The sequence below is a fragment of the Streptomyces tuirus genome, assembly GCF_014701095.1.
Classification (GTDB): Bacteria; Actinomycetota; Actinomycetes; order Streptomycetales; family Streptomycetaceae; genus Streptomyces; species Streptomyces tuirus.
On record NZ_AP023439.1, the window covers coordinates 1,943,117 to 1,969,420 of the forward strand.

Annotated in this window: 26 protein-coding genes; 20 read left to right on the forward strand and 6 right to left on the reverse strand. The window is 72.1% G+C overall.

Going from position 1 to position 26,304, the window contains the following annotated elements; all coding sequences use genetic code 11:
- Window positions 1-275: 275 nt before the first annotated feature.
- The 3 genes from aceE (at window position 276) to IGS69_RS09010 (ending at window position 4,673) form a co-directional block, all read left to right on the forward strand.
- Entirely contained in the window at window positions 276-2,978 is a 2,703-nt protein-coding gene (aceE, locus tag IGS69_RS09000) for a pyruvate dehydrogenase (acetyl-transferring), homodimeric type (RefSeq protein WP_190898193.1), read from the forward strand.
- Between the two features lie 133 nt (window positions 2,979-3,111).
- Window positions 3,112-4,098, forward strand: a complete 987-nt coding sequence (locus IGS69_RS09005; protein ID WP_190898194.1) for a helix-turn-helix transcriptional regulator — start codon at window positions 3,112-3,114, stop codon at window positions 4,096-4,098.
- 56 nt (window positions 4,099-4,154) lie between these two features.
- The gene (locus IGS69_RS09010) at window positions 4,155-4,673 is read left to right on the forward strand and encodes a DUF4240 domain-containing protein (protein WP_190904423.1); all 519 of its coding nucleotides are present in this window, start codon (window positions 4,155-4,157) and stop codon (window positions 4,671-4,673) included.
- A gap of 10 nt (window positions 4,674-4,683) precedes the next feature.
- On the opposite strand, the gene IGS69_RS09015 is transcribed toward IGS69_RS09010, so the two are convergent.
- A complete protein-coding gene (locus IGS69_RS09015) occupies window positions 4,684-4,929 on the reverse strand; it encodes a hypothetical protein (protein ID WP_232543462.1) in 246 nt (81 codons plus the stop codon).
- A 53-nt stretch (window positions 4,930-4,982) separates the two neighbouring features.
- Entirely contained in the window at window positions 4,983-5,843 is an 861-nt protein-coding gene (locus tag IGS69_RS09020; protein ID WP_385861987.1) for a peptidoglycan recognition protein family protein, read from the reverse strand.
- Window positions 5,844-6,034: 191 nt separating this feature from the next.
- Here IGS69_RS09020 and IGS69_RS09025 point away from each other — a divergent pair, with 191 nt between their 5' ends.
- Window positions 6,035-7,219, forward strand: a complete 1,185-nt coding sequence (locus tag IGS69_RS09025; protein WP_190898196.1) for a MarP family serine protease — start codon at window positions 6,035-6,037, stop codon at window positions 7,217-7,219.
- 7 nt (window positions 7,220-7,226) lie between these two features.
- Here IGS69_RS09025 and IGS69_RS09030 read toward each other — a convergent pair whose 3' ends face one another.
- Window positions 7,227-7,724 carry a GNAT family N-acetyltransferase gene (locus IGS69_RS09030; RefSeq protein WP_190898197.1) on the reverse strand — a complete coding sequence of 166 codons (498 nt, stop codon included), beginning with the start codon at window positions 7,722-7,724 and terminating at the stop codon, window positions 7,227-7,229.
- Window positions 7,725-7,795: 71 nt separating this feature from the next.
- On the opposite strand from IGS69_RS09030, the gene IGS69_RS09035 reads away from it, so the two are divergent.
- Window positions 7,796-8,698 carry a TIGR01777 family oxidoreductase gene (locus IGS69_RS09035; RefSeq protein ID WP_190898198.1) on the forward strand — a complete coding sequence of 301 codons (903 nt, stop codon included), beginning with the start codon at window positions 7,796-7,798 and terminating at the stop codon, window positions 8,696-8,698.
- Between the two features lie 282 nt (window positions 8,699-8,980).
- Window positions 8,981-10,387, forward strand: a complete 1,407-nt coding sequence (locus IGS69_RS09040) for an NAD(P)/FAD-dependent oxidoreductase (protein WP_190898199.1) — start codon at window positions 8,981-8,983, stop codon at window positions 10,385-10,387.
- Between the two features lie 78 nt (window positions 10,388-10,465).
- Here the strand turns inward: IGS69_RS09040 and IGS69_RS09045 are convergent, their stop codons facing one another.
- On the reverse strand, window positions 10,466-11,944 hold the full coding sequence (locus IGS69_RS09045; RefSeq protein ID WP_190898200.1) for a regulator: 1,479 nt from the start codon (window positions 11,942-11,944) through the stop codon (window positions 10,466-10,468).
- A gap of 238 nt (window positions 11,945-12,182) precedes the next feature.
- Between IGS69_RS09045 and lipB the strand changes: the two genes are divergently transcribed.
- The 4 genes from lipB to IGS69_RS09065 all read left to right on the forward strand — a co-directional run bounded on the left by lipB (window position 12,183) and on the right by IGS69_RS09065 (window position 15,318).
- Window positions 12,183-12,983: a lipoyl(octanoyl) transferase LipB gene (gene lipB / locus IGS69_RS09050; protein WP_190898201.1), complete on the forward strand. Its 801-nt coding sequence runs from the start codon at window positions 12,183-12,185 to the stop codon at window positions 12,981-12,983.
- A 103-nt stretch (window positions 12,984-13,086) separates the two neighbouring features.
- Window positions 13,087-14,076 (forward strand): lipoyl synthase, encoded by a 990-nt coding sequence (gene lipA, locus IGS69_RS09055; RefSeq protein ID WP_190898203.1) that lies wholly within the window; start codon window positions 13,087-13,089, stop codon window positions 14,074-14,076.
- A gap of 262 nt (window positions 14,077-14,338) precedes the next feature.
- The gene (locus IGS69_RS09060) at window positions 14,339-14,542 is read left to right on the forward strand and encodes an SCO2195 family GlnR-regulated protein (protein ID WP_030837456.1); all 204 of its coding nucleotides are present in this window, start codon (window positions 14,339-14,341) and stop codon (window positions 14,540-14,542) included.
- A 74-nt stretch (window positions 14,543-14,616) separates the two neighbouring features.
- Window positions 14,617-15,318, forward strand: coding sequence for a DUF4191 domain-containing protein (locus IGS69_RS09065; RefSeq protein ID WP_190898204.1), 702 nt, complete (start codon window positions 14,617-14,619; stop codon window positions 15,316-15,318).
- 79 nt (window positions 15,319-15,397) lie between these two features.
- Here the strand turns inward: IGS69_RS09065 and IGS69_RS09070 are convergent, their stop codons facing one another.
- The gene (locus IGS69_RS09070; RefSeq protein WP_189594573.1) at window positions 15,398-15,865 is read right to left on the reverse strand and encodes an RDD family protein; all 468 of its coding nucleotides are present in this window, start codon (window positions 15,863-15,865) and stop codon (window positions 15,398-15,400) included.
- 210 nt (window positions 15,866-16,075) lie between these two features.
- Between IGS69_RS09070 and glnA the strand changes: the two genes are divergently transcribed.
- The 7 genes from glnA to IGS69_RS09105 all read left to right on the forward strand — a co-directional run bounded on the left by glnA (window position 16,076) and on the right by IGS69_RS09105 (window position 22,923).
- Window positions 16,076-17,485, forward strand: a complete 1,410-nt coding sequence (glnA, locus tag IGS69_RS09075; protein ID WP_030837448.1) for a type I glutamate--ammonia ligase — start codon at window positions 16,076-16,078, stop codon at window positions 17,483-17,485.
- Between the two features lie 112 nt (window positions 17,486-17,597).
- Window positions 17,598-17,864 carry an SCO2583/SCO2584 N-terminal domain-containing protein gene (locus tag IGS69_RS09080; protein ID WP_190898205.1) on the forward strand — a complete coding sequence of 89 codons (267 nt, stop codon included), beginning with the start codon at window positions 17,598-17,600 and terminating at the stop codon, window positions 17,862-17,864.
- An 82-nt stretch (window positions 17,865-17,946) separates the two neighbouring features.
- Entirely contained in the window at window positions 17,947-19,269 is a 1,323-nt protein-coding gene (locus tag IGS69_RS09085; protein ID WP_190898206.1) for a hypothetical protein, read from the forward strand.
- 11 nt (window positions 19,270-19,280) lie between these two features.
- Complete coding sequence (locus tag IGS69_RS09090; RefSeq protein WP_190898207.1) at window positions 19,281-19,652, forward strand: cupin domain-containing protein; 372 nt, start codon at window positions 19,281-19,283, stop codon at window positions 19,650-19,652.
- Between the two features lie 97 nt (window positions 19,653-19,749).
- Window positions 19,750-20,667, forward strand: a complete 918-nt coding sequence (htpX, locus tag IGS69_RS09095; protein ID WP_190904426.1) for a zinc metalloprotease HtpX — start codon at window positions 19,750-19,752, stop codon at window positions 20,665-20,667.
- 7 nt (window positions 20,668-20,674) lie between these two features.
- The gene (gene pspAB / locus IGS69_RS09100) at window positions 20,675-21,259 is read left to right on the forward strand and encodes a PspA-associated protein PspAB (protein ID WP_190898208.1); all 585 of its coding nucleotides are present in this window, start codon (window positions 20,675-20,677) and stop codon (window positions 21,257-21,259) included.
- A gap of 41 nt (window positions 21,260-21,300) precedes the next feature.
- Window positions 21,301-22,923 carry an alpha/beta fold hydrolase gene (locus tag IGS69_RS09105; protein ID WP_190898209.1) on the forward strand — a complete coding sequence of 541 codons (1,623 nt, stop codon included), beginning with the start codon at window positions 21,301-21,303 and terminating at the stop codon, window positions 22,921-22,923.
- 146 nt (window positions 22,924-23,069) lie between these two features.
- Here IGS69_RS09105 and IGS69_RS09110 read toward each other — a convergent pair whose 3' ends face one another.
- On the reverse strand, window positions 23,070-23,384 hold the full coding sequence (locus tag IGS69_RS09110) for a hypothetical protein (protein ID WP_190898210.1): 315 nt from the start codon (window positions 23,382-23,384) through the stop codon (window positions 23,070-23,072).
- A gap of 228 nt (window positions 23,385-23,612) precedes the next feature.
- Between IGS69_RS09110 and IGS69_RS09115 the strand changes: the two genes are divergently transcribed.
- The 3 genes from IGS69_RS09115 to glnII all read left to right on the forward strand — a co-directional run bounded on the left by IGS69_RS09115 (window position 23,613) and on the right by glnII (window position 26,165).
- A complete protein-coding gene (locus IGS69_RS09115; RefSeq protein ID WP_190898211.1) occupies window positions 23,613-23,972 on the forward strand; it encodes an arsenate reductase family protein in 360 nt (119 codons plus the stop codon).
- A gap of 119 nt (window positions 23,973-24,091) precedes the next feature.
- Window positions 24,092-24,778: an RlpA-like double-psi beta-barrel domain-containing protein gene (locus IGS69_RS09120; protein WP_190898212.1), complete on the forward strand. Its 687-nt coding sequence runs from the start codon at window positions 24,092-24,094 to the stop codon at window positions 24,776-24,778.
- 355 nt (window positions 24,779-25,133) lie between these two features.
- Complete coding sequence (gene glnII / locus IGS69_RS09125) at window positions 25,134-26,165, forward strand: glutamine synthetase (RefSeq protein WP_190898213.1); 1,032 nt, start codon at window positions 25,134-25,136, stop codon at window positions 26,163-26,165.
- Window positions 26,166-26,304: the final 139 nt, after the last annotated feature.

The window sequence follows — 26,304 nt, forward strand, 5'->3', positions numbered from 1 at the left end:
GCTCAAACGCCTCCGACCTGCGAAAACCGTTCGAAAATCGGTCACCGCGTGCCACCTCCGGAGGCACCGCGTGCCTACTTTCTCGTGATCAAGAGGTTTTGCCCCTCAACCCTTTGATCGATCATCGATCAGCGAGTTAGAGTCGCCGACGGGCCCACGCGGCGGAGCCGCACGGTGTTACAGCACCCAAGCCCCAGCCCTGTCCTGCCAAAGACAAAGGGCACCCCCGATCCCCTTATGTGAGGGAACCCCCTTCGACTGAGGAAGGCGGCGACATGACCGACCCCAACGCCATCCAGCCGAGCGAGCTCGACCAGCTCCCGGACCGGGACCCGGAGGAGACCGCCGAATGGCAGGCCTCCCTGGACGCGGTCACCAAGGCAGCCGGGCCGCACCGTGCCGCATACCTGATGCGCCGCACGCTGGAGCGCGCCGAGGGCGCCGGCATCGCGCTGCCGAAGCTCCTCGAGACCGACTACGTCAACACCATCCCCACCTCCGCCGAGCCGTCCGTGCCCGGTGACGAGGCGATGGAGCAGCGGATCACCGCGTGGAACCGCTGGAACGCGGCCGCGATGGTCACCCGGGGCAGCAAGTACGGCGTCGGCGGCCACATCGCCACCTTCGCCTCGGCCGCCTGGCTGTACGAGACCGGCTTCAACCACTTCTTCAAGGGCAAGGAGGCCGACGGCTCCGGCGACCAGCTCTACATCCAGGGCCACGCCTCCCCCGGCATCTACGCCCGCGCGTTCCTCGACGGCCGGCTCAGCGAGGAGCAGCTCGACAACTTCCGCCGGGAGGCGGGCGGCAACGGCCTGCCCTCCTACCCGCACCCTCGCCGCCTGCCCTGGCTGTGGGAGTTCCCGACGGTCTCCATGGGCCTCGGCCCGCTGTCGGCGATCTACCAGGCGCGCTTCAACCGCTACCTGGCCAACCGCGGCATCAAGGACACCGCCGGTTCGCACGTGTGGGCGTTCCTCGGCGACGGCGAGATGGACGAGCCCGAGTCGACGGCGGCTCTCGCGCTCGCGGCCCGTGAGGAGCTGGACAACCTCACGTTCGTCATCAACTGCAACCTGCAGCGCCTGGACGGCCCGGTCCGCGCCAACTTCAAGATCGTGCAGGAGCTGGAGGCCCAGTTCCGCGGCGCCGGCTGGAACGTCGTCAAGACGCTGTGGGGCACGGCCTGGGACGAGCTGTTCCGGCTCGACACCACGGGTGCGCTCGTACGCCGTCTGCGCCAGGTACCGGACGCGCAGATCCAGACGTACCAGACCCGCGACGCGGCCTACATCCGGCAGGACTTCTTCGGCGGCGACCCGGCGCTCGTGGAGATGGCGAAGCTGCTGACCGACGACAAGATCCTCGAGTGTTTCCACCTCTCGCGCGGTGGTCACGAGGCGCGCAAGGTGTTCGCCGCGTACAAGGCCGCCGTCGAGCACACGGGCGCGCCGACCGTGATCCTGGCCCAGACGGTCAAGGGCCACACCCTCGGCGAGGGCTTCGCGTCGAAGAACGCCAACCACCAGATGAAGAAGCTCTCGGTGGACGAGTTCAAGAACATGCGCGATCTGCTCGAACTGCCGATCAAGGACAGCGACTTCGTCGACGGCGTGGTGCCCTACGGCCACCCGGGCGCCGACTCCCCCGAGGTCCGCTACCTCCAGGAGCGGCGTGCCGCCCTCGGCGGCCCGGCCCCGGCCCGGCGCGTGCACCCGGTCGCCCCGCTGCCCGCCCCCGCGGAGAAGGCGTTCGCCTCCTTCGACAAGGGCTCCGGCTCGCAGAACGTGGCCACCACCATGGCGTTCGTCCGTCTGGTCAAGGACCTGGTCCGCGACAAGGAGACGGGCAAGCGCTGGGTGCCGATCGTCCCGGACGAGGCGCGCACCTTCGGCATGGAGTCGCTGTTCCCCTCGCTCGGCATCTACTCGCCGAAGGGCCAGACGTACGAGCCGGTCGACCGTGACCAGCTGATGTACTACAAGGAGGCCAAGAACGGCCAGATCCTCAACGAGGGGATCACCGAGGCCGGTTCGATGGCCGACTTCATCGCCGCTTCGACGTCGTACGCGACGCACGGCGAGGCAATGATCCCGTTCTACATCTTCTACTCGATGTTCGGCTGGCAGCGCACGGCCGACCAGATGTGGCAGCTCGGCGACCAGCTCGGCCGCGGCTTCCTCGTCGGCGCCACGGCCGGCCGTACGACGCTGACGGGCGAGGGCCTGCAGCACGCCGACGGCCACTCCCCCGTGATCGCGGCGACCAACCCGGCGGCGCTGTCGTACGACCCGGCGTTCGCCTACGAGGTCGCGGCCATCGTCAAGGACGGTCTGCGCCGGATGTACGGCGAGGCGGCCCCGGGCGAGGACCAGGACGTCTTCTACTACCTGACCGTCTACAACGAGCCGATGCCGCAGCCGGCGAAGCCGTCCGTGGACGGGGTCGACGAGGGCATCGTCAAGGGCCTGTACCGCTTCAACACGGCGGAGTCGGCGGGCATCACGCCCCCGGCGAACGCCCCGCGGATCCAGCTGCTCGGCTCCGGCACGGCGATCCACTGGGCGCTCAAGGCGCAAGCGATGCTCGCCGAGGAGTGGGGCGTGGCGGCCGACGTGTGGTCGGCGACGTCCTGGAGCGAGTTGCGCCGGGACGCCCTGGAGGCGGACGAGGCGCTGCTGCGCGGCGAGGAGCGGGTGCCGTTCGTGCGCCGGGCGCTCCAGGGTGCCGAGGGCCCGGTGCTGGCGGTCTCCGACTACATGCGCCAGGTCCCGGACCAGATCGCGCAGTGGGTCGAGCAGGACTGGTCCTCGCTGGGCGCCGACGGCTTCGGCCTCTCGGACACCCGTGAGGCGGCCCGCCGCCACTTCGGTGTGGACGCCGAGTCGATCGTCGTCGCGGCCCTGGCCGCGCTCGCCAAGCGCGGCGAGGTCAAGGCGACGGCGGTGAAGGAAGCGCGCGAGCAGTACGGTCTGTAGGGTCTGCGGCCCCCATCGGTCCCGGTCGTTCGTCGACTGCGGGCCGGTGGGGGCTTTGTCGCGCAGTTCCCCGCGCCCCTGAAACAGGTCCGCCCCCACGCACCCGCACCCGGACACGCACCATGATGGCCTCATGCGTGCTGCCCGGCTGATCAAGATGGTGCTGTTGCTGCAGTCCCGGCCCTCCATGACGGCCGCCGAGCTCGCCCGTGAGCTGGAGGTGTCGGAGCGGACGGTCACCCGGGACGCGCAGGCCCTGTCGGAGGCCGGCGTGCCGGTGTACGCGGACCGGGGCCGGGTCGGTGGCTACCGGCTGGTCGGCGGCTACCGGACACGGCTGACCGGGCTGCACCGCGGCGAGGCCGAGGCGCTGTTCCTGTCCGGTGTGCCGGGGGCGCTGCGCGAGATGGGCCTGGAGGACGCCGCCTCCGCGGCCCGGCTGAAGGTGTCGGCGGCGCTGCTGCCCTCCCTGCGGGACGCCTCCCGGACGGCATCCCAGCGGTTCCACCTGGACGCGCCGAACTGGTTCAAGGAGCCGAGGACGCCCGCGCTGCTGCCGGCGGTCGCCGACGCGGTGTGGGACGACCGGCGGATCGGCGCCCGCTACCGGCGCGGCGAGGACGAGGTCGTCCGGGAGCTGGAGCCGTACGGGCTCGTGCTGAAGGCGGGTGTCTGGTACCTGTGCGCCCGGGTGGCCGGGGGCACGTCCTTCCGGGTGTACCGGATCGACCGGTTCACGGCGGTGGACGCGGACGGCGAGCGCTTCGAGCGGGAGCCCGATTTCGACCTGCCCGCCTTCTGGGAGGAGCGGGCCGAGCAGTTCGCGCGGTCCATCCTGCGGGCGCGGGTCGTGGTGCGGCTGTCCCCCGACGGCGTGCGCGCCCTGCCGTACGCCCTCGACGCGCCGTCCGCCCGTGAGGCCCTGGCGGACGCGGACGCCCCGGACGAGGACGGCTGGGTGACGGTGGCCCTTCCGGTGGAGTCCGAGGAGGTCGCCCGCACCCAGCTGGCGGCGCTGGGACCGGAGGTGGAGGTGCTGGCTCCGCGGAGCCTGCGCGAGCGGTTCGCCGCCGACGCGGCCCGGCTGGCCCGGCTCTACCGGCCCGGGAGCGGCGCATAACGATCCCGCGCACTCCGGGTGCGCCCCCGTGCCCCAGGCCCGATGCTGGACCCGTGATGGACGAGACGGAGTTCTGGGAGCTGGTGGACGACGCCCGGGAGGCCTCCGAGGGCGACCCCGAGGAGCAGGCCGACCTGCTCGTGGACCGGCTCGCCCAGCTGGACCCGGACTCGGTCCTGGACTTCGCCCGTCACTTCGAGTCCCGGTACAACCGCGCCTACCGCTGGGACCTGTGGGGCGCGGCGTGGGTGCTGCTCGACGGGGCGAGCGACGACGCCTTCGACTTCTTCCGGTGCTGGCTGATCGGCCAGGGCCGCGAGGTGTTCGAGGGGGCCGTGCACGACCCGGACGCCCTCGCCGATCTGCTGGACGACTTCGACGAGGAGATCGACGGCGACGGCGAGGAGCTCGGCTACGCGGCGGACGAGGCCTACGAGCAGCTCACGGGCGTGGTCGCGCCCGACCTGGAGATCGCGCCGGCGCCCCCGGAACCGGAGGGCACACCGCTCGACTTCGAGAACGAGAGGCTGCTCGCGGAACGCTACCCCCGGCTGTGGGAGCGCTTCAGGGGCTGATCAGCGCTGATCAGGCGGCCCGGCGGCGGCTCGCGTCGGCCGGGATGTACACGTGCGTCCCATCGGCCCGCACCGCGTGGTGCACGGGAGCGGCATTGGCCTGGTCGAGCGCGGAGGCGGTGACCGCGGCCGGGCCCAGGACGACGGTCACGGCCGCGCACAGCACCGCCCAGGGGCCGCGCGGGGCCACCGTGCGCGTACCCGGCTCCCCCGCGCTCCCCGCCTGCCTCGGGGCCTTCCTGCGACCGTCGTTCATGGTCCCCACCTCCAGTCGGCTGCCTGTGGTGCCGACCGTAGGAGACGGGGATCTCAGGACGCTGCGCGTTCGCTGTGGCCTCGCTGTGGGCCGTCGGGCCGGCCCTGGAGCCGGGCCGCGAGCTGCCGGATCTCGGGCAGGCGGGCGTGCAGGGCGGCGCCCGGGCAGCTGGTCATGTAGCCGTCGTTGTGGCCGGCGAGGGCGGGCAGCCGGGCGGTCGAGCCGGCCGCGTACCGGCTGAGGCCGTTGCTGGAGACCAGGCGGACGTCCGAGCGCGGGTCGGTGCCGGTCAGGCCGAGTTTCCAGGCGGACAGCGCGGCGATCGAGCGGATCATGGGCTGCGGGACCGGCATGCCCTCGGTGAAGGTGCCGAGGGCGGCGATGCCCGCGGTGCGGTGGTTGAAGCCCTGGGTGTGGGCTCCGGTGACGGCGCGTTCCACGCCCCCGGCGCGGCCCTCGTAGATGGTTCCGCAGCGGTCGACGACGAAGTTGTAGCCGATGTCGTCCCAGTCGCGGGTGCCGGTCTGGCCGGTGTAGACGTCCCGGATGATGCGGGGCGCGTCGGCGCAGTCGTAGCCGTTGGGCGAGTCGGTGTGGTGGATGAAGACGGCGGCGACCCGGTCGTCGTAGCGCGGGCGCGGCTGGGCGCGGGCGGCGTCGCCCAGCCAGTGCGCTCTCGGCTCGATGGGCGGGCGGGGGGCGGTGTAGGGGGTGGCCGGGGAGCGGGGCGCGGCGCGCGGGCCGGTGTCCGCGGCGTTCTCGACGCCGTGGGCGCACAGGAACAGCGCCACGACGGCGGCGACGCCCGGCAGGCAGCCGAGCAGCACCCGGGCCGCGCGCGGCAGGCCGGCTATGCCGGGTGTCCCGTCGGCGGAGTGCCTGCGTGCGCCCCGCCGTCTTCGCAAGACACGCATGGTCCCACTGTCGGCCTGATCCGGTCCGTCCGCGATGTGGGATGTGCCACCCGGTGGAACCATCGTCACGGTCCGCGACGTTTCTCCCTGTGCGCGCCCGCCTGGCCGATTGCGATCGACGCGTGCGCGTGTGACTGATCATCGGGCCCTCCCCCCGCGTATTAAGGGGTTCCGAGAGAAAGGCGGCGTGCGTGGACCTGCTCGACATCCTGCTGTTGCTGGTCGTCCTGGCCTACGCGGCGTCCGGGTACCGGCGCGGGTTGGTGGCCGGCTGTGTGTCGCTGGCGGGCTTCGTGGGCGGTGCGGTCGTCGGCGTGTGGGTCCTGCCGTGGGTCATGGACCTGGTGGAGCCGGGCACGACGCGCGCGACGGTGACAGCGGTGTTCACGGTGCTGCTCCCGGCGGTGGTGGGGCACGAGCTGGCGGGGCGCCTGGCGCTGCGGCTGCGGCGGGAGCTGGACCGGGGGCCGCTGCGGGTGGCGGACGGCGTCGGCGGGGCCGTGGCGAACTCGGTGGCGGTGCTGATCGTGGCGTGGGTGGCGGCGAGCGTCCTCGGCGTGTCCTCGTCGCCGCTGGTCACCTCGGCGATCCGGGACTCGCGGCTGCTCGGCGCGGTGCAGCGGACGATGCCGGACACGACGCCGGCCTGGTTCTCGGGGGCCACGTCCGCGCTGACGCAGGCGGGCTTCCCGCAGGTCTTCAACCCCTTCGAGAACGAGTCGACGGCCGAGGTCGCCAAGCCCACCGGCGACAGTGTCACGGCCGCGGCGACCGACGCCGCCAAGCGGAGCACGGTGAAGGTCGAGGGCGTCGCGGGCACCCAGGGCCGCGAGGGCAGCGGGTTCGTGTACGCGCGCGAGCACGTGATGACCAACGCCCATGTGGTGGCCGGCATCGACGAGCCGACGGTGCAGATCGGCGGGGTCGGGCGGACGTACGAGGCGCGGGTGGTGCTGTTCGACCCGCAGAAGGACGTGGCCGTGCTGTACGTGCCGGGTCTGAAGGCCCCGGTGCTGCGGTTCGACGACGACGCCGAGCGCGGCGATTCGGCGGTCGTCGCGGGCTATCCGCAGGACGGCGACCTGAACCTCCAGGCGGCGACGGTCGCGGGCCGGGTGCGGGCGACGGGCCAGAACATCTACAACGACGGGACGGCCACCCGCGAGATCTACTCGATCCGCTCCACGGTCCGCCCCGGCAACTCCGGCGGCCCCCTGCTCACCACGGACGGCCGGGTGTTCGGCGTGGTGTTCGCGCGCTCCACCTCGGACGCCGAGACGGGCTATGTCCTGACGGCGGACGAGGTCGCCTCCGACGCGCGCAGCGCAGCGCGTGCGACGACCCCGGTGGACACCGGCGAGCCGACCACGTCGTAGCCCCGGCTCACAGGAAGCGCCCCATGAACACGTCGTCCACATAGGTCCCGTCGAGCAGGAACTCCTCGGGCAGGATCCCCTCGATCACGAACCCCTCGGCCTCGTAGAGCGCCCGGGCCGCGGTGTTGTGCCCGAGGACCCGCAGGGTGATGCGGCGGGCCCCGCGCCGGCGGGCCTCGTCGACGGCGGCCCGGACCAGCGCCCGCCCGGCCCCACGGCCGCGCGCCTCCTCGGCGACGGCGAGGCCCTGGATCTGCCGCACGTGCCGGTTGGAGTCCAACGGGGTGGGGAATCCGAGGTGGACATAGCCCGCGAGCCGCCCGTCGAGCTCGGCGACCAGGCAGTCCTCGGGGGCGTGCCGCTCGCTGAAGAAGGGAGGGTACGGCGGCTGCGGCTCGGGCATCACCGCGTGCTGGTGCGACCAGGCGAGCCGGTCGAGCAGGGCCAGCTCCTCGGCGTCCTCGGGCCGGGCGACACGGATGCGCGGTGCGGGGAGCTCGGGCATGGGCGTCACCCTACGGCGGACGGATCAGTGCCTTGCAAGGGATTTACGGAGCGACCCGGCAGGATGGCTTCATGGAGCGTTCGAGAATCGCGGTGGCGGGGGCGTCCGGCCTGATCGGCGGTGCCCTGGTGCGGTCCCTGACCGCCGACGGGCACGAGGTGCACCGCCTGGTGCGCGGCACGCCCCGGGCGGCCGGGGAGATCCGCTGGGACCCCGAGGGCGGGCGCGTGGACGCGGCGGGGCTCGCCGGCTGTCACGCCGTGGTCAATGTGGCGGGGGCCGGCGTCGGCGACCGGCGCTGGACGGAGGCCTACAAGCAGCGGATCCGCGACAGCCGCGTGAACGGCACGGCCGCCCTCGCCGAGGCGATCGCCTCGCTGGACGCGAAGGACCGCCCGCGGGTCTTCGTCAACGGCAGCGCCATCGGCTACTACGGCGAGACCGGCGAGCGGACGGTCGACGAGAGCGCGCCCGCGGGCGAGGGCTTCCTGCCCGAGCTGTGCGTGGAGTGGGAGGGAGCCACCACACCCGCCCAGGAGGCCGGTGTCCGCACGGTGTTCACCCGGACCGGGCTGGTCGTCTCCCGCGAGGGCGGCGCCTGGGGGCGGCTGTTCCCGCTGTTCCGGGCGGGGGCCGGCGGGCGGATGGGCGACGGCCGGCAGTACTGGTCGTTCGTCGCGCTGCACGACGAGGTCGCCGCGATCCGGCATCTGATCGAGACCGACGGCCTGTCCGGGCCGTTCAACATCACCGCCCCGCACCCCGTGACGAACCGTGAGATCACGGCGGCGATGGGCCGCGTGCTGCACCGGCCGACCCTGTTCCCGGTGCCCGCGACCGTCCTGCGCACGGTGCTCGGCGAGATGGCCGGGGACGTCCTCGGCAGCGCCCGGGTGCTGCCGGCGCGGCTGCTGGAGTCGGGCTTCCGCTTCGCCTTCCCGGAGATCGACGGGGCGATCCGCGCGGCCCTGTGACGGCCCTCCCGCCCGCCGGGACCTGCCCGGGCGGCGCACACCGGCCGCCTGTCCGGGATCCGACCGGTGGTTCCGAGACAGCTCCCCCGGTCGCACACCAGCCCCCCGCGACCACTTCATGCCCACCAGGCGTCCGTATGCGACCGTCGTGCGACCGTGCCCTGCCGATGCGCGACTCCCCCTGACCGATCACGGTCCTACCCTCGACCAGAACTCGCGTATCCCTGCGGCCTGTTGAGGGCATGACGTCTCCAGCGCCCGCGCAACCTCGAGGAGGGGCACGTGCTTGAGCCCGCGTACCAGGCGGACGTGGTCGTCGTGGGGGCCGGGGTCGCCGGACTCTCGGCCGCGCACCGGCTGACCAGCGCAGGAGTGACGACCATGGTCCTGGAGGCCGCCCACGGGGTCGGCGGCCGGATGGCGACGGAGAAGGTCGACGGCTTCCGGCTCGACAGGATCGGCCAGTTGCTGTCCACGGCGTATCCCGAACTACGGCAGACACCCGGTCTCGACGGCCTGGTGCTGCGGCCCTTCGCACCCGGTGTCCTGCTGCACGGCGACGGGCGCCACCACCGCGCGGGCGTCCAGCCGGGCGCAGGGGGCGCACGGGGCGCACTGCACGCGGTACGCGCGCTGGCGAGTGCTCCGCGCCCGCCGTCCGCACCGAGGCCGCCGAGGAGGCCGGTGGCCGTGCCCGGCCGGCAGGTCTCCGTCCCCCGGAGCCGGTCGGGCGCCCCGCTCGGCACGGCCGTCGACCAGGCCCGGCTGGGCGCCGCCCTGACCCGGCTGGCGGGCACACCGGCCGAACGGCTGCTGGCCCGGCCGGAGTTGCCCGCCGGCCAGGCCCTGGCGGCCCGCGGGCTGCCCGCCCGTACGATCGACGGCTTCCTGCGCCCGCTCCTCGCCGCGCTGCTGTGCGACCCGGACCTGACGACGTCCAGCCGGTGCGCGGACCTCGCGCTGCGCGCCTTCGCACGGGGCCGGCTGTGTCTGCCGGAGGGCGGCGCGGAGGCCCTGCCAGAGCTGCTCGCACGCACCCTGCCGCCGGGCACCGTGCACACCGGCGTGCGCGTCACCTCCGTCTCGACGACGTCGGTGACGACCGCCGAGCACGGTGAGATCCGCTGCCGGGCGGTCCTGGTGGCGACGGGTGCGCGCGCCGCCGCCGAGCTGCTGCCCGGGTTGCGGGTGCCGGAGTTCCATCCGGTGACGGTGGTGCACCACACGACGGACGAACCTCCGGCGACGGGGGCGTCGTTGCTGCTCGACGCGGATCTCGGCGGGCCGGTCGCGCACACGGCGGTTGTCAGTGATGTCGATCCGTCCCGGGCGCCGGCCGGGCGGGCGTTGGTCTCCTCCACGGTGCTGGGGCGGGCGCCGGGTGATGTCGACACCGCGGTGCGGATGCATCTGGCGCGGTTGTACGGGGTGCCGACGGCCCGGTGGGAGACGCTGGCCGTGCACCGGACGGCGGAGGCGGTGCCGGCGATGCGGCCGCCGCATGATCTGCGGCGGCCGGTGCGGTTGATCGCCGGGCTGTATGTGTGCGGGGATCACCGCGACACCAGCACGGTGCAGGGGGCTCTGCACTCAGGGCATCGGGCTTCGGCGGCGATCCTGGCGGACCTGGGGGCGGGGCGGTCGATGCATGTCGCCGATCCGGTGCCGACGGTGCCTCGGGCTGCGTAGGCGCATTGCCGGGTGCGGGTGTGTGGGGGCTGGTCGCGCGCACGCGGCGGAGCCGCACATCGACACAGCCCCTCGCCGCTAAAGAAGGGCCGCCACCTTGTCGCGGTACGTCCGCACCGGCGCCGCGTCCTTGTACGGCTCCAGTCGTCGCTCGAAGTCCCGCACGTACTCCACCGCCCTTACCGACCGCATCTCCGCCGCCTGGCCCGCCGCCTCCGCTCCCAGTTGGCAGGCCTGGTCGAGTTCGCCCAGGCCCAGGCGGGCGGTGGCGAGGACGACGCGGCAGAAGAGGCGGCTGCGGGCGAAGGAGGGGGCGCGCAGCTGAAGTGAGCGTTCCGCGTGCTGGGCGGCGGCGCGGAACTGCTGCAGGTCGCGGTGGCAGTGGCCGAACTCGTCGGCGAGCTGGGCCTCGTCGAAGAACTTCGCCCAGTGCGGCACGTCGTCGCCGGGCCGGGCCGTCTCCAGGGCGCGTTCGGCGCGGACCAGAGCGGCGGTGCAGGCCCGGACCTCGCCGAGCACCCCGTGCCCGCGGGCCTCGGAGGCGTGCAGCAGGGCCTGGACGACGGGCGGCCCGGAGGTGCCGACGCCCTGCTGAGCCACGCGGGCGAGCTGGACGGCCTCCCGTCCGTGCCCGAGGTAGACGGCCTGGCGGCTCATGGTGACCAGCACATAGGCCCCGTACGTGCGGTCCCCGGCCGCCTGGGCGAGCCGCAGCGCCTGCACGAAGTAGCGCTGGGCGAGTCCGTGCGCGGCGATGTCGTACGACGTCCAGCCCGCGAGCCGGGTCAGGTCGGCGGCGGCCGCGAACAGCCGGCGGCCGGTCTGCTCGCCGTAGGTGCCGCGCAGCATGGGCTCGCACTCGTGCTCCAGGTAGCGCACGAGGGCCTGCCGGGCGTGGCCGCCGCCGTAGGCGTCGTCGAGGGTGCGGAACAGCTCGCCGACGGAGCGCAGGGCGGCGATGTCGCCGGCGGTGACCTTCTGGCCGGGTCCGCGTTCGGCCTGGCCGCGCTGGCGGGGCAGGGACGGCACGCCCGGCTCGGCCGTGGCCGTGGGACGCAGGGCGGGGCGGCCCTGGGCCGGGATGCGGGCGGGGGCCGGCTCGCCCCGGGCGACCTTCTCGTCGGCCCGGCCGATCAGCCAGTCCCGGCTGGGCACGACGAGCCCGGCCGGGGTGAAGGCGATCTTGCGGAGTTCGGCATGGCTGCCTGAGTCCTTGCGCCAGAGCCCGCTGACGATGTCGACGGCCTCCTCGGGGGTGGCGGCGAACTCCAGCCCCGCGTAGACGGGTGCGCAGGCATCCAGGCCGAGGTCCTGGGCGGTGAGACGGCGGCCCAGGCGCCGGGTGAAGACCTCGGCGATCAGGGCGGGCGTGGTGCCCCTGGGCTGCTGACCGCGCAGCCACCGGGTGACGGATGTCTTGTCGTATCTCAGGTCGAGCCCGTGTTCGAGACCGAGCTGGTCCACGCGACGGGCGAGTCCCGCGTTGGAGAACCCCGCTTCTGCGATGAGCGCGGCGAGCTGTCGGTTGGGGGTGCGCTGCGCGGGTCGTTCCGTCATGGTGCGGTGCGGTCTCCTGCCTTCCGGTGTTGGTGATGTGCCGGATTGCGTGTGAGCAGGCCTTTTGGCTTGCTGGACGGCGCGAATGTAGCGGAGAGTAAGCAGCCCCTCACACATTTTCGCGGACATTCATCCGATCGTGTGAGGATTGGCCCCGGGAGTGACGGATCCGGGCCGGACGTACAGTGGCTTGGGCGCGTTACGTGCCTGACACACCCGTTCTAGGGAGGCGCTTGCCGTGAGTGAGTTGCGGTTCGTCCGCATGGGGTTCGGTGACGAGGCCGTCGAGTACCAGGAGGCGTGGGACGAGCAGCGCCGGGTGCACGCGGCGCGCTTCGCCGACGAGATCCCCGACACCGTGCTGCTCCTGGAGCACCCCCCGGTCTACACGGCCGGCCGGCGCACGGCGGACAACGAGCGCCCGCTCGACGGCACACCGGTCATCGACGTGGACCGCGGCGGCAAGATCACCTGGCACGGCCCCGGCCAGCTGGTGGGCTACCCCATCCAGAAGCTCCCGCGCCCGGTGGACGTCGTGGCGCACGTGCGCCGCCTCGAGGAGGCCCTGATCCGTGCCTGCGCGGAGTTCGGCCTGGAGACGAGCCGGGTCGAGGGCCGCAGCGGCGTGTGGATCCTGGGCGACCCGGTCGAGCAGCGCCCCGCACTCGGAGGACTGTCGCTGGACTTCGACCCCCGGCTGCACGACGAGGAGTTCGACCCGCGCATGAACGGCCCGGAGTACGCGCCGTCCAACGCGGGGCAGCGCCGGGAGGACCGCAAGATCGCCGCGATCGGCATCCGCGTGGCCAAGGGCGTCACGATGCACGGCTTCGCGCTCAACGTGAACCCCGACAACAAGTGGTTCGACCGGATCATCCCGTGCGGCATCCGGGACGCGGGCGTCGCCTCGCTGGCCGGCGAGCTCGGCCGGGACGTCACGATCGGGGAGGTCCTGCCGGTCGTGGAGCGCCACCTGCGGGAGGTCCTGGAGAACGCGGACCTGAAGCCCCGGGAGATCGAGAAGACGCCGGCGGCATAAAACGGCCCGTGGCGGAGCTGGAGGGGTAGCCACCCGCACAGGCATTCAAATCAGCGGGCGTACCCTTGAGGACGCCGAAGAATCAATCGCTAGGGAGCCGGTCGTGTCCGCAGTCGCACCCGACGGACGCAAGATGCTGCGCCTGGAGGTCCGCAACAGCCAGACCCCCATCGAGCGCAAGCCCGAGTGGATCAAGACCCGGGCGAAAATGGGTCCCGAATACACCGCGATGCAGAAGCTCGTGAAGAGCGAGGGCCTGCACACGGTCTGCCAGGAAGCCGGCTGCCCCAACATCTACGAGTGCTGGGAGGACCGGGAGGCGACCTTCCTCATCGGTGGCGACCAGTGCACCCGGCGCTGCGACTTCTGCCAGATCGACACCGGCAAGCCCGAGGCGCTCGACCGCGACGAGCCCCGCCGCGTCGGCGAGTCCGTGGTCACGATGGACCTGAACTACGCCACGATCACCGGCGTCGCCCGCGACGACCTGGAGGACGGCGGCGCCTGGCTGTACGCCGAGACCGTGCGCCAGATCCACCAGCAGACGGCGGGCCGCGAGGCCGGCCGCACCAAGGTCGAGCTGCTGGCCCCCGACTTCAACGCGGTCCCCGAGCAGCTGGAGGAGGTCTTCTCCTCCCGGCCCGAGGTCTTCGCGCACAACGTCGAGACGGTCCCGCGGATCTTCAAGCGCATCCGCCCCGGCTTCCGCTACGAGCGCTCCCTGAAGGTGATCACCGAGGCCCGCGACTACGGCCTGGTCACCAAGTCGAACCTGATCCTCGGGATGGGCGAGACCCGCGAGGAGGTCAGCGAGGCGCTGAAGCAGCTGCACGACGCGGGCTGCGAGCTGGTCACCATCACGCAGTACCTGCGGCCCTCCGTGCGCCACCACCCGGTGGAGCGCTGGGTGAAGCCCCACGAGTTCGTGGAACTGAAGGACGAGGCCGAGCAGATCGGCTTCTCCGGCGTGATGTCCGGACCGCTGGTGCGCTCCTCGTACCGCGCCGGGCGGCTCTACCAGATGGCCATGGAGCAGCGCCACTCGGCCGCTCCGCGCCAGGGCGACGGCCACATCGCGGCGCAGGCCGTCTGACGGACCGTCACCACCCTTGCCCCTGAAGGGCGAGGCCATCGCGTGAATTCGCACACAAGAAGCTACTCGTCGGTAGTGACCGATTTGACGCGGTCCTGACCGTCCTCGCAGATGAGGGCACATGTCAGGACCGCGTCGGCGTTCCACCACTCCCCGCCAGGGCTTCATGGGTGTTTGACCGGCCGGTCACGCCCTGGTAACACCAATCAGTGACGCTGAACTCACAGCACGTCAACCCATCACCCGAGGGGGGACCTCACCCATGCAGGCCGCGCCGCCCGTCCGCGCCACCGCGATTCCGTCCTTCACGACCGCACTGCGCGCCGTCGAGTCGCTGCTGATGAGCAGCGGTCAGCGCACCGCCCGCCGCAACGCCTGGACCTCCGTGCTGGAGGACCGCCGTCGCGCCAAGGACCGGGTCGAGACCCAGCGCGTCATCGAGCAGTCCCTGTCCGTCCGTCCCTGACCCACGGCCCTCCCCCAGGGGCCCCGCGGACACTGCCGTCGTGTGCGCTCGTGGGGCCACGTAGACTTCGTGGCATGGCGAGGAAGGAACCTGCAGCGGACGCTGCGAACCCCGGGCGACTGAAGCAGATCGCTCTGACCTACAAGATGACCCGCAAGGCCGACAAGAAGATCGGTCTTGTACTCGCGGCAGTCGGAATCGTCACCCTCGGTGTCTTCCTCGCGATCGGTTTCTTGATCGGTCACCCCATCTATCTCGGCATCCTGGGCCTCCTGCTCGCCTTCCTCGCGTCGGCGATCGTGTTCGGGCGCCGGGCCGAGCGGGCCGCCTTCGGGCAGATGGAGGGACAGCCCGGCGCCGCGGCGGCGGTGCTCGACAACATCGGCCGGGGCTGGACGACGACCCCCGCGGTGGCGATGAACCGCAACCAGGACGTGGTGCACCGCGCGGTCGGCAAGGCCGGCATCGTGCTGGTCGCCGAGGGCAACCCGAACCGGGTGAAGACCCTGCTGGCCGCCGAGAAGCGCAAGATGAACCGCATCGTCGCGGACGTCCCGGTGCACGACCTGGTGGTGGGCACCGGCGAGGGCCAGGTCGAGCTGAAGAAGCTGCGGACGACCATGGTCAAGCTCCCGCGCGTGCTGACCGGCCCGCAGGTCACGGCCACCAACGACCGGCTGCGCGCCCTCGGCGACCTGATGAGCAACATGCCGCTGCCGAAGGGGCCGATGCCGAAGGGCATGCGGCTGCCGAAGGGCGGGCCGAAGGCTCGCTGACACCCGCACACGACATGAACGAGGGGCGCCCGGTGTGATCCGGGCGCCCCTCGTTCATGTCGGTCGTGCACGTGTCGCGTCAGATGCGGACCTCGACCGTGCCCGCGAGCCGGTCGTGCAGGCCGCGGCCGTCGCGGTCCCAGATCAGCGCGGGGATCGCGAGGAAGAGCAGGACCGTGCGCAGCGCGGCGCGCCACGGGCTGACCCGGCCGGTGTCCAGCGCGAGCACCCGCAGGCCGAACAGGCGCTTGCCCGGCGTGAAGCCGACGGTGCCGACCGTGAGGACCATCAGCGCGAACATGATGAGCGGCGCCCAGATCTGCGCCGCCTCGTTGTAGCTCTGGGTGATGAGACCGTATGCGATCAGGAGACACAGGCCCCAGTCGACGGCGAGGGCGCCGATCCGGCGGCCCGGGCGGGCGATCGAGCCGGGTCCCTCCTCGGGCAGACCGAGCTGTTCGCCCCGGTATCCGAAGTCGACACCGGCCTCTTCCGCCGCCGCGCGGGGCCCGGAGAGCCACGATCCGAGTGCTTGCCTGTTGTCCACCCGTCCACGGTACTGCGCCCGTGAACGACCAGGGCATGGCGGGGTGTGTCCGGGCTACGGTGGTGGGTGAGCCGGTTAACTTGTGCGAAACAAATGAGTCACGCCAGAGAAATCACCCGTCCCTAGGGTCTACGTCAGCGTGTGCCACCCGCACTGGCCGCACGAACGAACTACCACCCCGGCGGGACGGTCGGGAGTAGGAGGAGCTGGATGTTCCAGAACGCCGACGAGGCCAAGAAGTTCATCGCGGACGAGGACGTCAAGTTCATCGACGTCCGCTTCTGCGACCTGCCGGGCGTGATGCAGCACTTCACGATCCCCGCATCGGCCTTCGACCCGGCCGAGGAGCTCGCCTTCGACGGCTCCTCGATCCGCGGCTTCCAGGCCATCCACGAGTCCGACATGGCCCTGCGCGCGGACCTGTCGACCGCCCGGGTCGACCCGTTCCGCCGTGACAAGACGGTCAACATCAACTTCTTCATCCACGACCCGATCACGGGTGAGCAGTACTCCCGCGACCCGCGCAACGTGGCGAAGAAGGCCGAGGCCTACCTCGCGTCGACCGGCATCGCCGACACGGCGTACTTCGGTCCCGAGGCCGAGTTCTACGTCTTCGACTCCGTCCGCTTCGCAACCAGCGCGAACGAGTCCTTCTACCACATCGACTCCGAGGCCGGCGCCTGGAACACCGGCGCCCTCGAGAACAACCGTGGTTACAAGGTCCGCTACAAGGGCGGCTACTTCCCGGTCCCGCCGGTCGACCACTTCGCCGACCTGCGTGCCCAGATCTCCCTGGAGCTGGACCGCGCCGGCCTGCAGGTCGAGCGCCAGCACCACGAGGTGGGCACCGCCGGCCAGGCCGAGATCAACTACAAGTTCAACACGCTGCTCGCCGCCGCCGACGACCTCCAGCTCTTCAAGTACATCGTGAAGAACGTGGCCTGGCAGAACGGCAAGACCGCGACCTTCATGCCGAAGCCGATCTTCGGTGACAACGGCTCGGGCATGCACGTCCACCAGTCGCTGTGGACCGGCGGCCAGCCGCTCTTCTACGACGAGGCCGGTTACGCGGGCCTGTCGGACACCGCCCGCTACTACATCGGCGGCATCCTCAAGCACGCTCCGTCGCTGCTGGCGTTCACCAACCCGACGGTGAACTCGTACCACCGCCTGGTGCCGGGCTTCGAGGCCCCGGTGAACCTGGTGTACTCGCAGCGCAACCGCTCCGCCGCGATGCGTATCCCGATCACGGGCTCCAACCCGAAGGCCAAGCGCGTCGAGTTCCGCGCGCCCGACGCCTCCGGCAACCCGTACCTGGCCTTCTCGGCGCTGCTGCTGGCAGGCCTGGACGGCATCAAGAACAAGATCGAGCCGGCCGAGCCGATCGACAAGGACCTGTACGAGCTCGCTCCCGAGGAGCACGCGAACGTCGCGCAGGTCCCGACCTCCCTCGGCGCGGTCCTGGACCGCCTGGAGGCCGACCACGAGTTCCTGCTCCAGGGTGACGTCTTCACCCCGGACCTGATCGAGACGTGGATCGACTTCAAGCGCGCCAACGAGATCGCGCCGCTGCAGCTGCGTCCGCACCCGCACGAGTTCGAGCTGTACTTCGACGTGTGATCGGCGCCTGACCGAGGCATCACGCCCGCGCCCCCGCTGTCGCTTCCGACAGCGGGGGCGCGGGCGTTTGTTCTATTCTTGGGGGCAAGGACCACACGGGGGTGGAGCGGCAATGGCCGGGCACGAACAGGACGACCAGGAGCGCGAGTTCGACCTCAGATGGGCGGACGGAGCCGAGCACAAGGAGCCCTCGGCCCGGGCCCGTATGCTCGCCGCGCGCTGGAAGCACGACCCGCCCGGGCCCGTGCCGTTCCGCGCCGACCCGGACCACGTGGGTTCCCGCCGCCGCTCCTCATGGATCTCGACGGCCCTGGTGCTGGGCTGCGTGGCGGCGGTGATCGTGCTGCTGGGGTACGTGGACTTCAGGGCGCCGTACTAGGCAGCGGGCGACAAATCCGCGCGCGGTCGCCGTCCCTGCGTCGTACGATCCCCCGAAACAGCAGGTCGAACGGGGGACGGGTGTGAACGAGGACATAGGGGGCGGGGAGGCGGCCGCGGCGCGGCTGGCCCGGGGGACGCGACTCGACGACGTGCTCGACGTCGACGATCCAGCTGCCTGGACCGGACTGGACGCGGGCGTACGGGCCTGGGGCGGATACGGGATCGAGGATCTGCCGGACAAGGCATGGGTGGAGGCGCTGGACGCGGCGACCGGGCCGCCGGGCCGGTCCGGGACCGGGCGCTGGATGTTCCGGTCGTCCCGACGGCGTCCGGAGCCCGCTCACGGACCCTCGATCGAGCCCCGGCTCGCTGTGGCGCTGTGCCACCCGGACGGCCACACCCGTGAAGCGGCCCTGGCCCGGATCGCGGCCCGCCCCGCCCTGCTGCCCCTGGTCGTCATCCGTGCCGCGGACTGGGCGGCACCTGTACGTGACAAGGCCCGGGAACTCCTGCGGGCGGGCCTCGACGTGCGCACCGGCGTCGCGCTCGCTCCCCTGATCCTGCGCATCGGCCGGCGCGAGCGGGGAGCGTACGGCGTGGAACTGCTCGGCGCGATGCTCCGCCGGGCACCGCACGGAGCGCCGGCCACTCTGTTCGTCCACCCGGACCGCACGGTACGGCGGTTCGCGTACCGGCTGGCCGCCGAGGAGTCACTGCTCTCCCCCGGCCGGTTCGCCCGTACCGCCGCCTGGGACGACGATGTCGTCGTGCAGGCCCTGTGCGCCGAGGCGGCCCTGGCCGCCGTGCGCGAGGACGGCGACTTCGACGACGTGCTCGAACCGCTGCTCGCCGCCCGCAACCCGCGTGCCCGGTCCGCCGGCGTGACGGCCCTGCGGCGGGCCGGGCGTCCCGGGCGGGCCCTGGACTTCCTGGCCGACCGTTCGGCCCTGGTACGGGCCTGCGCGCGGTACGTCCTACGGCAGCACGGGACGGATCCCCTGCCCTGGTACCGGCAGCGATGCGCGCAGGCGGCCGACCCCGCGCTGCCGCCCGGCGCAGCCATCGGCCTGGCGGAGTGCGGGGTGCGAGCGGACGCCGATGCGCTGCGGCTGCTGCTCACCCACCCTGCGCCCGCGGTACGGGCCCGCGCGGTGGCGGGCCTGCGCACGCTGGATGTGACGGTCGTGGAAGAACTGCGACCGCTGATCGACGACCCCGCGCCCGGTGTCGTGCGCGAGGCCACGCTCGCCCTGCTGCCGTCCGCGGCGCTGCTGCCCGAGGCATGGCTGACGGAACGACTCGTGGCTCAGCGGCCCCGCCATGTCCGGGTCGCCGCCCAGCGTTTGGCGACGGCGGCGGGCCTGGCCGGGCGGCTCCCCGTCGACGCGGAGCGTGGCTGCTAGCGTCCGCCCCCGTGGACGACAGTGTGTACGTGGGCAACGCCGGTGCGGACGCCGCGCTGGACCGGGGGTGGATCCTCGGGCATTTCAAGGACGCCGGGGATCCGCGGCACAGCGAGGCCGTGGAGATCAAGTGGGGGGTGCATCCCCCGGGGGACGAGCGGGCCGCGTGGGTGCGGGGTGAGGAGCGGACCGCGCTGCTGGTGCTCGTCAGCGGGCGTTTCCGGGTCGAACTGCCCGGGCGCAGCGTGCTGCTGGAGCGGCAGGGCGACTATGTCGTGTGGGGGCGCGGGGTCGATCACTCGTGGGTCGCGGAGGAGGAGTCGGTCGTGCTGACGGTGCGGTGGCCGTCCGTGCCCGGCTATGCGGTGAGCCCGTCGGGCTGACGCCTTTGCCTGGCCTGGGTCCGTTCGCGACCCGTTCATGGGGAGTGCCGGGTGCACACTGGCGGTGGGACGAGTGCGTGACTGCGGGGTGATGCGGATGCACAGCCGCTTCCGGAGCGACCGGCGGTTGACCACCCGTATGGGGATCACGCTGTTCCTGCTCGGATTGCTGTACGTGGCGTTCGTCGCCGCGCTGATCGTGCTGCTGAAGTCGTGGGTGCTGGTCGTGGTGGTCGCGGCGGCCCTGCTCGGCGCGCAGTACTGGTTCTCCGACCGGGTCGCGCTGTACGCCATGCGCGGGCGGGTCGTGGAACGGGAGGAGTATCCCGAGCTGCACGCGGTGGTCGACCGGTTGTGCGCCCTGGCCGACATGCCCAAGCCGGTGGTGGCGGTGTCCGGTATGGACATGCCGAACGCGTTCGCGACCGGGCGGAACCCCGACCACGCCGTGGTCTGTGTGACGACCGGGCTGCTGCGGCGGCTGGATCCGGCCGAGCTGGAGGGTGTGCTCGCGCACGAGCTGTCGCATGTGGCGCACAAGGACGTCGCCGTGATCACCGTCGCGTCGTTCCTCGGGGTGATCGCGGGGCTGATCGTGCGGTTCGCCTTCTACTCGCAGCTGTTCGGCGGGGGCCGCAGGGACCAGAACACGGCGGCCGTCTTCGCCGCGGTGATGGGTGTGGCGGCGGCCGTGTACGCGATCAGTTTCCTGCTGATCCGGGCCCTGTCCCGGTACCGGGAACTGGCCGCCGACCGAGCGGCCGCGCAGCTCACCGGGCGGCCCTCGGCGCTGGCCGCCGCGCTCACCAAGGTCTCCGGCGACATCGCCCGCATCCCGGCCGAGGACCTGCGCACGGCCCAGGCCTTCAACGCCTTCTACTTCACGCCCGCGCTGGGCCGCGAGCCCGGCATCGCCCGCCTCTTCTCGACCCACCCGAGCCTGGAGCAGCGGCTCGACCAGCTGGGCCGGATCTCCGTCGAGCTGGGCGAGGCGGCGGCACCCGGAGGAGCGTGATCGGCGCATGGGGCTGCTGGACATCCTGCTCGGCCGGACGAAACCGGTCGTGGCGGACCTCGACCGGCTCTTCGCGCTGCCCTCGGCGGCCGTGACCCTGGAGGCCGCCGCGGGCTTCAGACCGACCGGGCAGGGCGCGGTGTGCTTCGCCACGGTGGAGGGCGCGGCCTTCGAGCAGTCCCACCGCGAGGTGCGGGCCCTGCTGGACGCCGACACCGACCGCGACGGCCCGCCGGTGGAGCTGCGCCAGGACGACTACGGCTACTCCTGGCTGGTCTCCCGCCGCGCGCCCGACCAGCTCTCCGCGCTCGTGAACGACCTGCACGCCGTGAACAGCCAGATGGAGGTCAACGGGTTCGGCCCCCAACTGCTCTGCTCCCTGGCCGGGTTCGAGGATCCGTCGGGCCGGCGGCTCGCGCTGGTCTACCTCTACAAGCGCGGCACGTTCTACCCGTTCGCGCCCCTGCCGGACGGGACGCGGCGGCGTGACAACGCACTCGAACTCCGGGTGCGGGCCGCGCTCTCGGGCGATCTGCGCATCGAGCAGGATCTGAGCCGCTGGTTCCCGGTGTGGGGAGCGCCGGGGCTGTGAACGCCCCTCCGGGTACCGGTGCCGCGTGAGTGAATGGCCGTATGAGTGAGCTGATCCCCTTCACCCACGTCATCGACGGCGAGCAACTCAGCGGGCTGTCCGCCGGCGGGGCCGGGCCGGCCCGGGCGACGGTCGTGCTGCTGCACGGCGCGGGCAACGGCAGCAAGGAGCGGCTGGTGCCGCTGCTGGCGGAGTTCGCGGCCCACGGCTGTCACGCCCTCGCCTTCGACTTCTCGGGGCACGGGGAGAGCACCGGCCTGCTGCGGGAGCTGAGCCTGCGCCGCCGCTTCGAGCAGGCCGTCTCCGTCATCGACGCACGCGCGCGCGTGGACGGGCCGCTGGTGCTGGTCGGGTTCAGCATGAGCGGCCAGACGGTGGCGGATCTCGTACGGCACTACGGGGACCGGGTGGCGGCCCTGGGGCTGTGTGCGCCGGCGGTGTACGCGGGCGAGGCGTGGGACGTGCCGTTCGGCTCGGGCGACGGGCGGTTCAGCGAGATCATCCGCAGGCCCGGGAGCTGGCGTGCGGCGCCCGCGCTCGACGTCCTGCGGGCGTTCGAGGGCCGGGCGGTGCTCGCGGTGCCGGACACGGACGAGGTCATCCCGCCCGCCGTGACGGAGGCCCTCTCCGAGGCGCTGGCCCGGCGGGCGCAGTTCACCCACTGGGAACTCCCGGGCGCAGGGCACCGTTTGGGCCTGTGGTTCCGTGATCACCTCGGCGACCGGCGGGAGTTCGTCACCGCTGTACTGACCGGGCTCGGCGAGCAGGGCTGGTCGGGGACCCGCGCGTGGGTGGCCAAGCGGCTCCCGGAGGGCCGCACGGTCGCCGCGTCGTCCTTTCTGACCGGGGGCTGGAGCGCCCAGATGCGGCGGCTCACCCTCGACGACGGCACCGAGCTGGCGCTGCGGACGTTCGTGAAGCCCTTCTTCCGGCGGCACGCGCCCGGGCTGCTGGCCCGCGAGGCGGAGATGCTGACACTGCTGGCGGAGCAGGAGGGCGTGCCGGCCGCCGAGCTGATCGGCGTGGACGCGACCGGGGAGCACTGCGACCATCCGTCCCTGCTGATGTCCGTGCTGCCGGGGAGCGTCCGGGTCGACGAGGAGGAACTCGACGCGCGGGTGGACCTGCTGGCGGCCCAGCTGGCCCGGATCCACCGGGTCGTGCCCCGGGAGCGTCCGCGGACGTACCAGGCGTGGACGTCGCCGGCGGCGGTTCCGCCGGGGTGGGAGCGGGCGGTGGACGTCATCCGCCGCGATCCCCCGCCCTTCGACGGCTGCTTCCTGCACCGGGACTTCCACCCCGGGAACGTCCTGTTCACGGGTGCGGGGGCCGAGCTGCGGATCAGCGGCGTCGTCGACTGGGTGGAGACCTCGTGGGGGCCCGCCGACCTGGATGTCGCCCACTGCTCGACGGCACTCGCGCTGCTGCACGGCCCGGAGTTCGGCCTCGGTTTCCGGGAGCGCTACGAGGCCCTCGGCGGGCGGCGCCTGGCCGACGGCCCGGAGCATCTGTACTGGCGGCTGCTCGACGCCCTTGCCTACGTCCCCGACGCGGCGAAGCTGGCGGGGCCGTGGCGGGAACTGGGCCGGACCGATCTCACGCCGGAGGTGCTGGGCGGGCGGCTGGAGGCGTATGTGACGGGGCTGCTGGAGCGGTACGGCTGAGGCGTCCTGCGGGCTGATGGGCAGTGGCGTCTGGCTGCTTCAGCGGCCGACCGGGTCCTGCGTCCTCATCGGCGCACGGCCGGGCGGCAGGAGCGAGCGCCGGGCACCCCGCGGCTCGGGGGCCCGGCGCTCGGGGCGGAGAAGGGTCAGCGCGCGTACCGCATGAACGCCCGCACCATGTGGCACGTCGTGTCCGACGGCGGGTGCACGCCGATCATTTCGGCCGTGTCGCGGATGGTCTCGTCGCGGGCCTGGTTCGGCATGTAGACGCCCGAGTCGAGCAGGGCGATGGCGAGGCGCATCGCCTTGAGGCGGCGGTTGTGCGTCACGTACCACTGGCGCGGCCGGCCCGGCGGCAGCGGCCGCTTGTGAACGGGTACACAGGGCAGGTCGAGCAGGACGGGACGCTTCGCGGTGGACTGGGTGGGCAACGGCTTCGACTTCAGGGCGGCAGCGGGCACAGGCATCCTCCTGTCGCGGTCGGGCGGCTCACCGAAGACGTCGTCATCCCCGGCACCACCCTCGAACACTGCTTACAGTTTACCGCCCGGCACTGACAACGGGGAGTCCGCAGGGACCGGCAAATGCCCAGGTGAGCAAGGGATTTGGGGTGGTGTCACGGCAGGTCGGCGAGGTGCCCGTGGGGCGTCAGGAAATCGAACAGGAGGGTCGGCGCGTACCGTGTGCACATGGAGATCTGGATCAACCCGGCGTGTTCGAAGTGCCGCAGCGCCCTGACGCTGCTCGACGCCGAGGGCGCCGACTACACCGTCCGCCGCTACCTGGAGGACGTGCCGAGCGAGGACGAGATCCGCGGCGTGCTCGAGCGCCTCGGTCTCGAGCCCTGGGACATCACCCGCACCCAGGAGGCCGAGGCCAAGGAGCTCGGGCTCCAGGAGTGGCCGCGGGACGCCGGTTCGCGCGAGCGCTGGATCACCGCGCTCGCCGGGCACCCGAAGCTGATCCAGCGCCCGATCATCACCGCCGACGACGGCACGGCGGTGGTCGGCCGCACCGACGAGGCCGTGCGGGACGCCCTGTCGCGCTGACCAGCCACGTATTCCCATGTGGCGCAGGTCACTTGAATGACTCCTGTAACCGCTGAGTAACCTCGTTCGGTATCTCGTACATAGCGGCGTACGCTCCCCTACCTCTTCAGGAGGCGCGGATGTCGCGCAGGAGAACTCTCGGCACGAAGAAGAAGATCGCGCTGCTGGTCAGCGCGGCGACGGTGGCGGGAGGCGGGGCCTTCGTCATGGCGAGCACGTCGAACGCAGCGCCGCCGGCCCCCAAGTCGGCGTCGGAATCGACGGTCTGCCTGGGCCTCGCCACCGCCCTGGGCAACAACCAGAAGTTCATCGCGGACCAGAAGGCCAACCCGGACGCGCAGTCCGAGGCGCGGATCGCCAACCGCGAAGCGGTCGTCGCGGAGATCAAGCGGAAGCAGGAGGCGTCGGGGTGCGCCGTCGGGGAGTCGGCTCAGGACTCCCAGACCGCGCAGCCCTCGCAGCCCGCCCAGCCGGCGCAGCCGCCCGCGGCGTCGGCCCAGCCGTCGCAGCCCGCCGCGTCCGCCCCCGCGGGAGACGGCGGCGGTGCCGCTGCCTCCGGGCAGCAGGTGTGCAACGGCTCCACGGTCACCCTCTCCGGCGAGGGCGGTGCGCCTGCCGCGTCCAGCAACCAGTTCCCGGCCGGCACGAAGCTGAAGGTCACCAACCTGGACAACAACAAGTCCACGACGGTGGAGGTCACTTCGGTCTCCGGCAGCTGTGCGCTGCTCAACAACGCGGCCTTCGAACAGGTCCGTGAGCCCGGCAAGTTCCTGATCCGCCGGGCCCTGATCGAGAAGGTGGGGTGAGGCGTCACGACCGACTGATCGAATGAGGCGGCGGCCACCCCCTCGGCCGCCCCTCGTACGTGTCACCGGTCCTGCCGCCCCCGGCCAGGGGCGGCAGGACCGGCGCGTCCGGGCCGTGCGGCGCCGGTCACCGGCTTTGACGGAGGGGAGCCGGTGACCGGCGCCGCCCCGCGGCCACAACGCCTCACCGGGCGTGAACTACGGCACAGTGCTGCCAGGTAACACGGGGTTCACATGCGGGCAATGGCCGGGAAATCGCCTGTTGCCAGGCTGCCGGGCAGCAGAGGCGGCGCACCGCCGCAGCGCCGCAGCACCCGCGATACGCGCCCAGACACACCCCCGAAGGATGTGGCCCGTGACCTTCAAGGCTGAGTACATCTGGATCGACGGCACCGAGCCGACGGCCAAACTGCGCTCCAAGACCAAGATCATCTCGGGCTCGCCCGCCGGTCTCGACGCGCTGCCGATCTGGGGCTTCGACGGGTCTTCCACCAACCAGGCCGAGGGGCACTCCTCGGACTGTGTCCTCAAGCCGGTCTTCACCTGCCCGGACCCGATCCGCGGCGGCGACGACATCCTGGTGCTGTGCGAGGTCCTGGACATCGACCTCACCCCGCACGCCAGCAACACCCGCGCGGCGCTGGCCGAGGTGGAGGAGAAGTTCGCGGCGCAGGAGCCGATCTTCGGCATCGAGCAGGAGTACACGTTCTTCCAGGACGGCTACCCGCTCGGCTTCCCCAAGGGCGGCTTCCCGGCCCCGCAGGGCGGCTACTACTGCGGTGTCGGCGCGGACGAGATCTTCGGCCGTGACGTCGTCGAGGCGCACCTGGACAACTGTCTGAAGGCGGGCCTCGCCATCTCCGGCATCAACGCCGAGGTCATGCCCGGCCAGTGGGAGTTCCAGGTCGGCCCGGTCTCCCCGCTGGAGGTCTCCGACCACCTGTGGGTGGCCCGCTGGCTGCTCTACCGCACCGCCGAGGACTTCGGCGTCGCCGCCACCCTCGACCCCAAGCCGGTCAAGGGCGACTGGAACGGCGCCGGTGCGCACACCAACTTCTCCACCAAGGCGATGCGCGAGGGCTACGACGCGATCATCACCGCCTGCGAGTCGCTCGGCGAGGGCTCCAAGCCGCTCGACCACGTCAAGAACTACGGCGCCGGCATCGACGACCGCCTGACCGGTCTGCACGAGACCGCCCCGTGGAACGAGTACTCCTACGGCGTCTCCAACCGCGGCGCCTCGGTCCGCATCCCCTGGCAGGTCGAGAAGGACGGCAAGGGCTACATCGAGGACCGCCGCCCGAACGCCAACGTCGACCCGTACGTGGTGACCCGCCTGCTCGTCGACACCTGCTGCTCGGCGCTGGAGAAGGCCGGCCAGGTCTGACCTGTCCCGCACGTTCCGAAGGAGGCGCTCACCGCTCGCGGTGGGCGCCTCAGTTCGTCTGCCGCGACGTCGTGGCCTGTCGCGCAGTTCCCCGCACCCCTTCAGGGCACGTGTCCAAGCAGTGAGAGGAGACTCCCGG

Coding starts and splice junctions, on each gene's coding strand:
- IGS69_RS09030 (WP_190898197.1), bottom strand. CDS start 7,724: ATGCCCGAGCTCCCCGCACCGCGCATCCGTGTCGCCCGGCCCGAGGAC.
- htpX (WP_190904426.1), top strand. CDS start 19,750: ATGCACAGCCGCTTCCGGAGCGACCGGCGGTTGACCACCCGTATGGGG.
- pspAB (WP_190898208.1), top strand. CDS start 20,675: ATGGGGCTGCTGGACATCCTGCTCGGCCGGACGAAACCGGTCGTGGCG.
- aceE (WP_190898193.1), top strand. CDS start 276: ATGACCGACCCCAACGCCATCCAGCCGAGCGAGCTCGACCAGCTCCCG.
- IGS69_RS09115 (WP_190898211.1), top strand. CDS start 23,613: ATGGAGATCTGGATCAACCCGGCGTGTTCGAAGTGCCGCAGCGCCCTG.
- IGS69_RS09015 (WP_232543462.1), bottom strand. CDS start 4,929: ATGAACGACGGTCGCAGGAAGGCCCCGAGGCAGGCGGGGAGCGCGGGG.
- IGS69_RS09020 (WP_385861987.1), bottom strand. CDS start 5,843: ATGCGTGTCTTGCGAAGACGGCGGGGCGCACGCAGGCACTCCGCCGAC.
- IGS69_RS09005 (WP_190898194.1), top strand. CDS start 3,112: ATGCGTGCTGCCCGGCTGATCAAGATGGTGCTGTTGCTGCAGTCCCGG.
- IGS69_RS09045 (WP_190898200.1), bottom strand. CDS start 11,944: ATGACGGAACGACCCGCGCAGCGCACCCCCAACCGACAGCTCGCCGCG.
- IGS69_RS09010 (WP_190904423.1), top strand. CDS start 4,155: ATGGACGAGACGGAGTTCTGGGAGCTGGTGGACGACGCCCGGGAGGCC.
- IGS69_RS09065 (WP_190898204.1), top strand. CDS start 14,617: ATGGCGAGGAAGGAACCTGCAGCGGACGCTGCGAACCCCGGGCGACTG.
- IGS69_RS09060 (WP_030837456.1), top strand. CDS start 14,339: ATGCAGGCCGCGCCGCCCGTCCGCGCCACCGCGATTCCGTCCTTCACG.
- IGS69_RS09105 (WP_190898209.1), top strand. CDS start 21,301: ATGAGTGAGCTGATCCCCTTCACCCACGTCATCGACGGCGAGCAACTC.
- glnA (WP_030837448.1), top strand. CDS start 16,076: ATGTTCCAGAACGCCGACGAGGCCAAGAAGTTCATCGCGGACGAGGAC.
- IGS69_RS09080 (WP_190898205.1), top strand. CDS start 17,598: ATGGCCGGGCACGAACAGGACGACCAGGAGCGCGAGTTCGACCTCAGA.
- IGS69_RS09035 (WP_190898198.1), top strand. CDS start 7,796: ATGGAGCGTTCGAGAATCGCGGTGGCGGGGGCGTCCGGCCTGATCGGC.
- IGS69_RS09120 (WP_190898212.1), top strand. CDS start 24,092: ATGTCGCGCAGGAGAACTCTCGGCACGAAGAAGAAGATCGCGCTGCTG.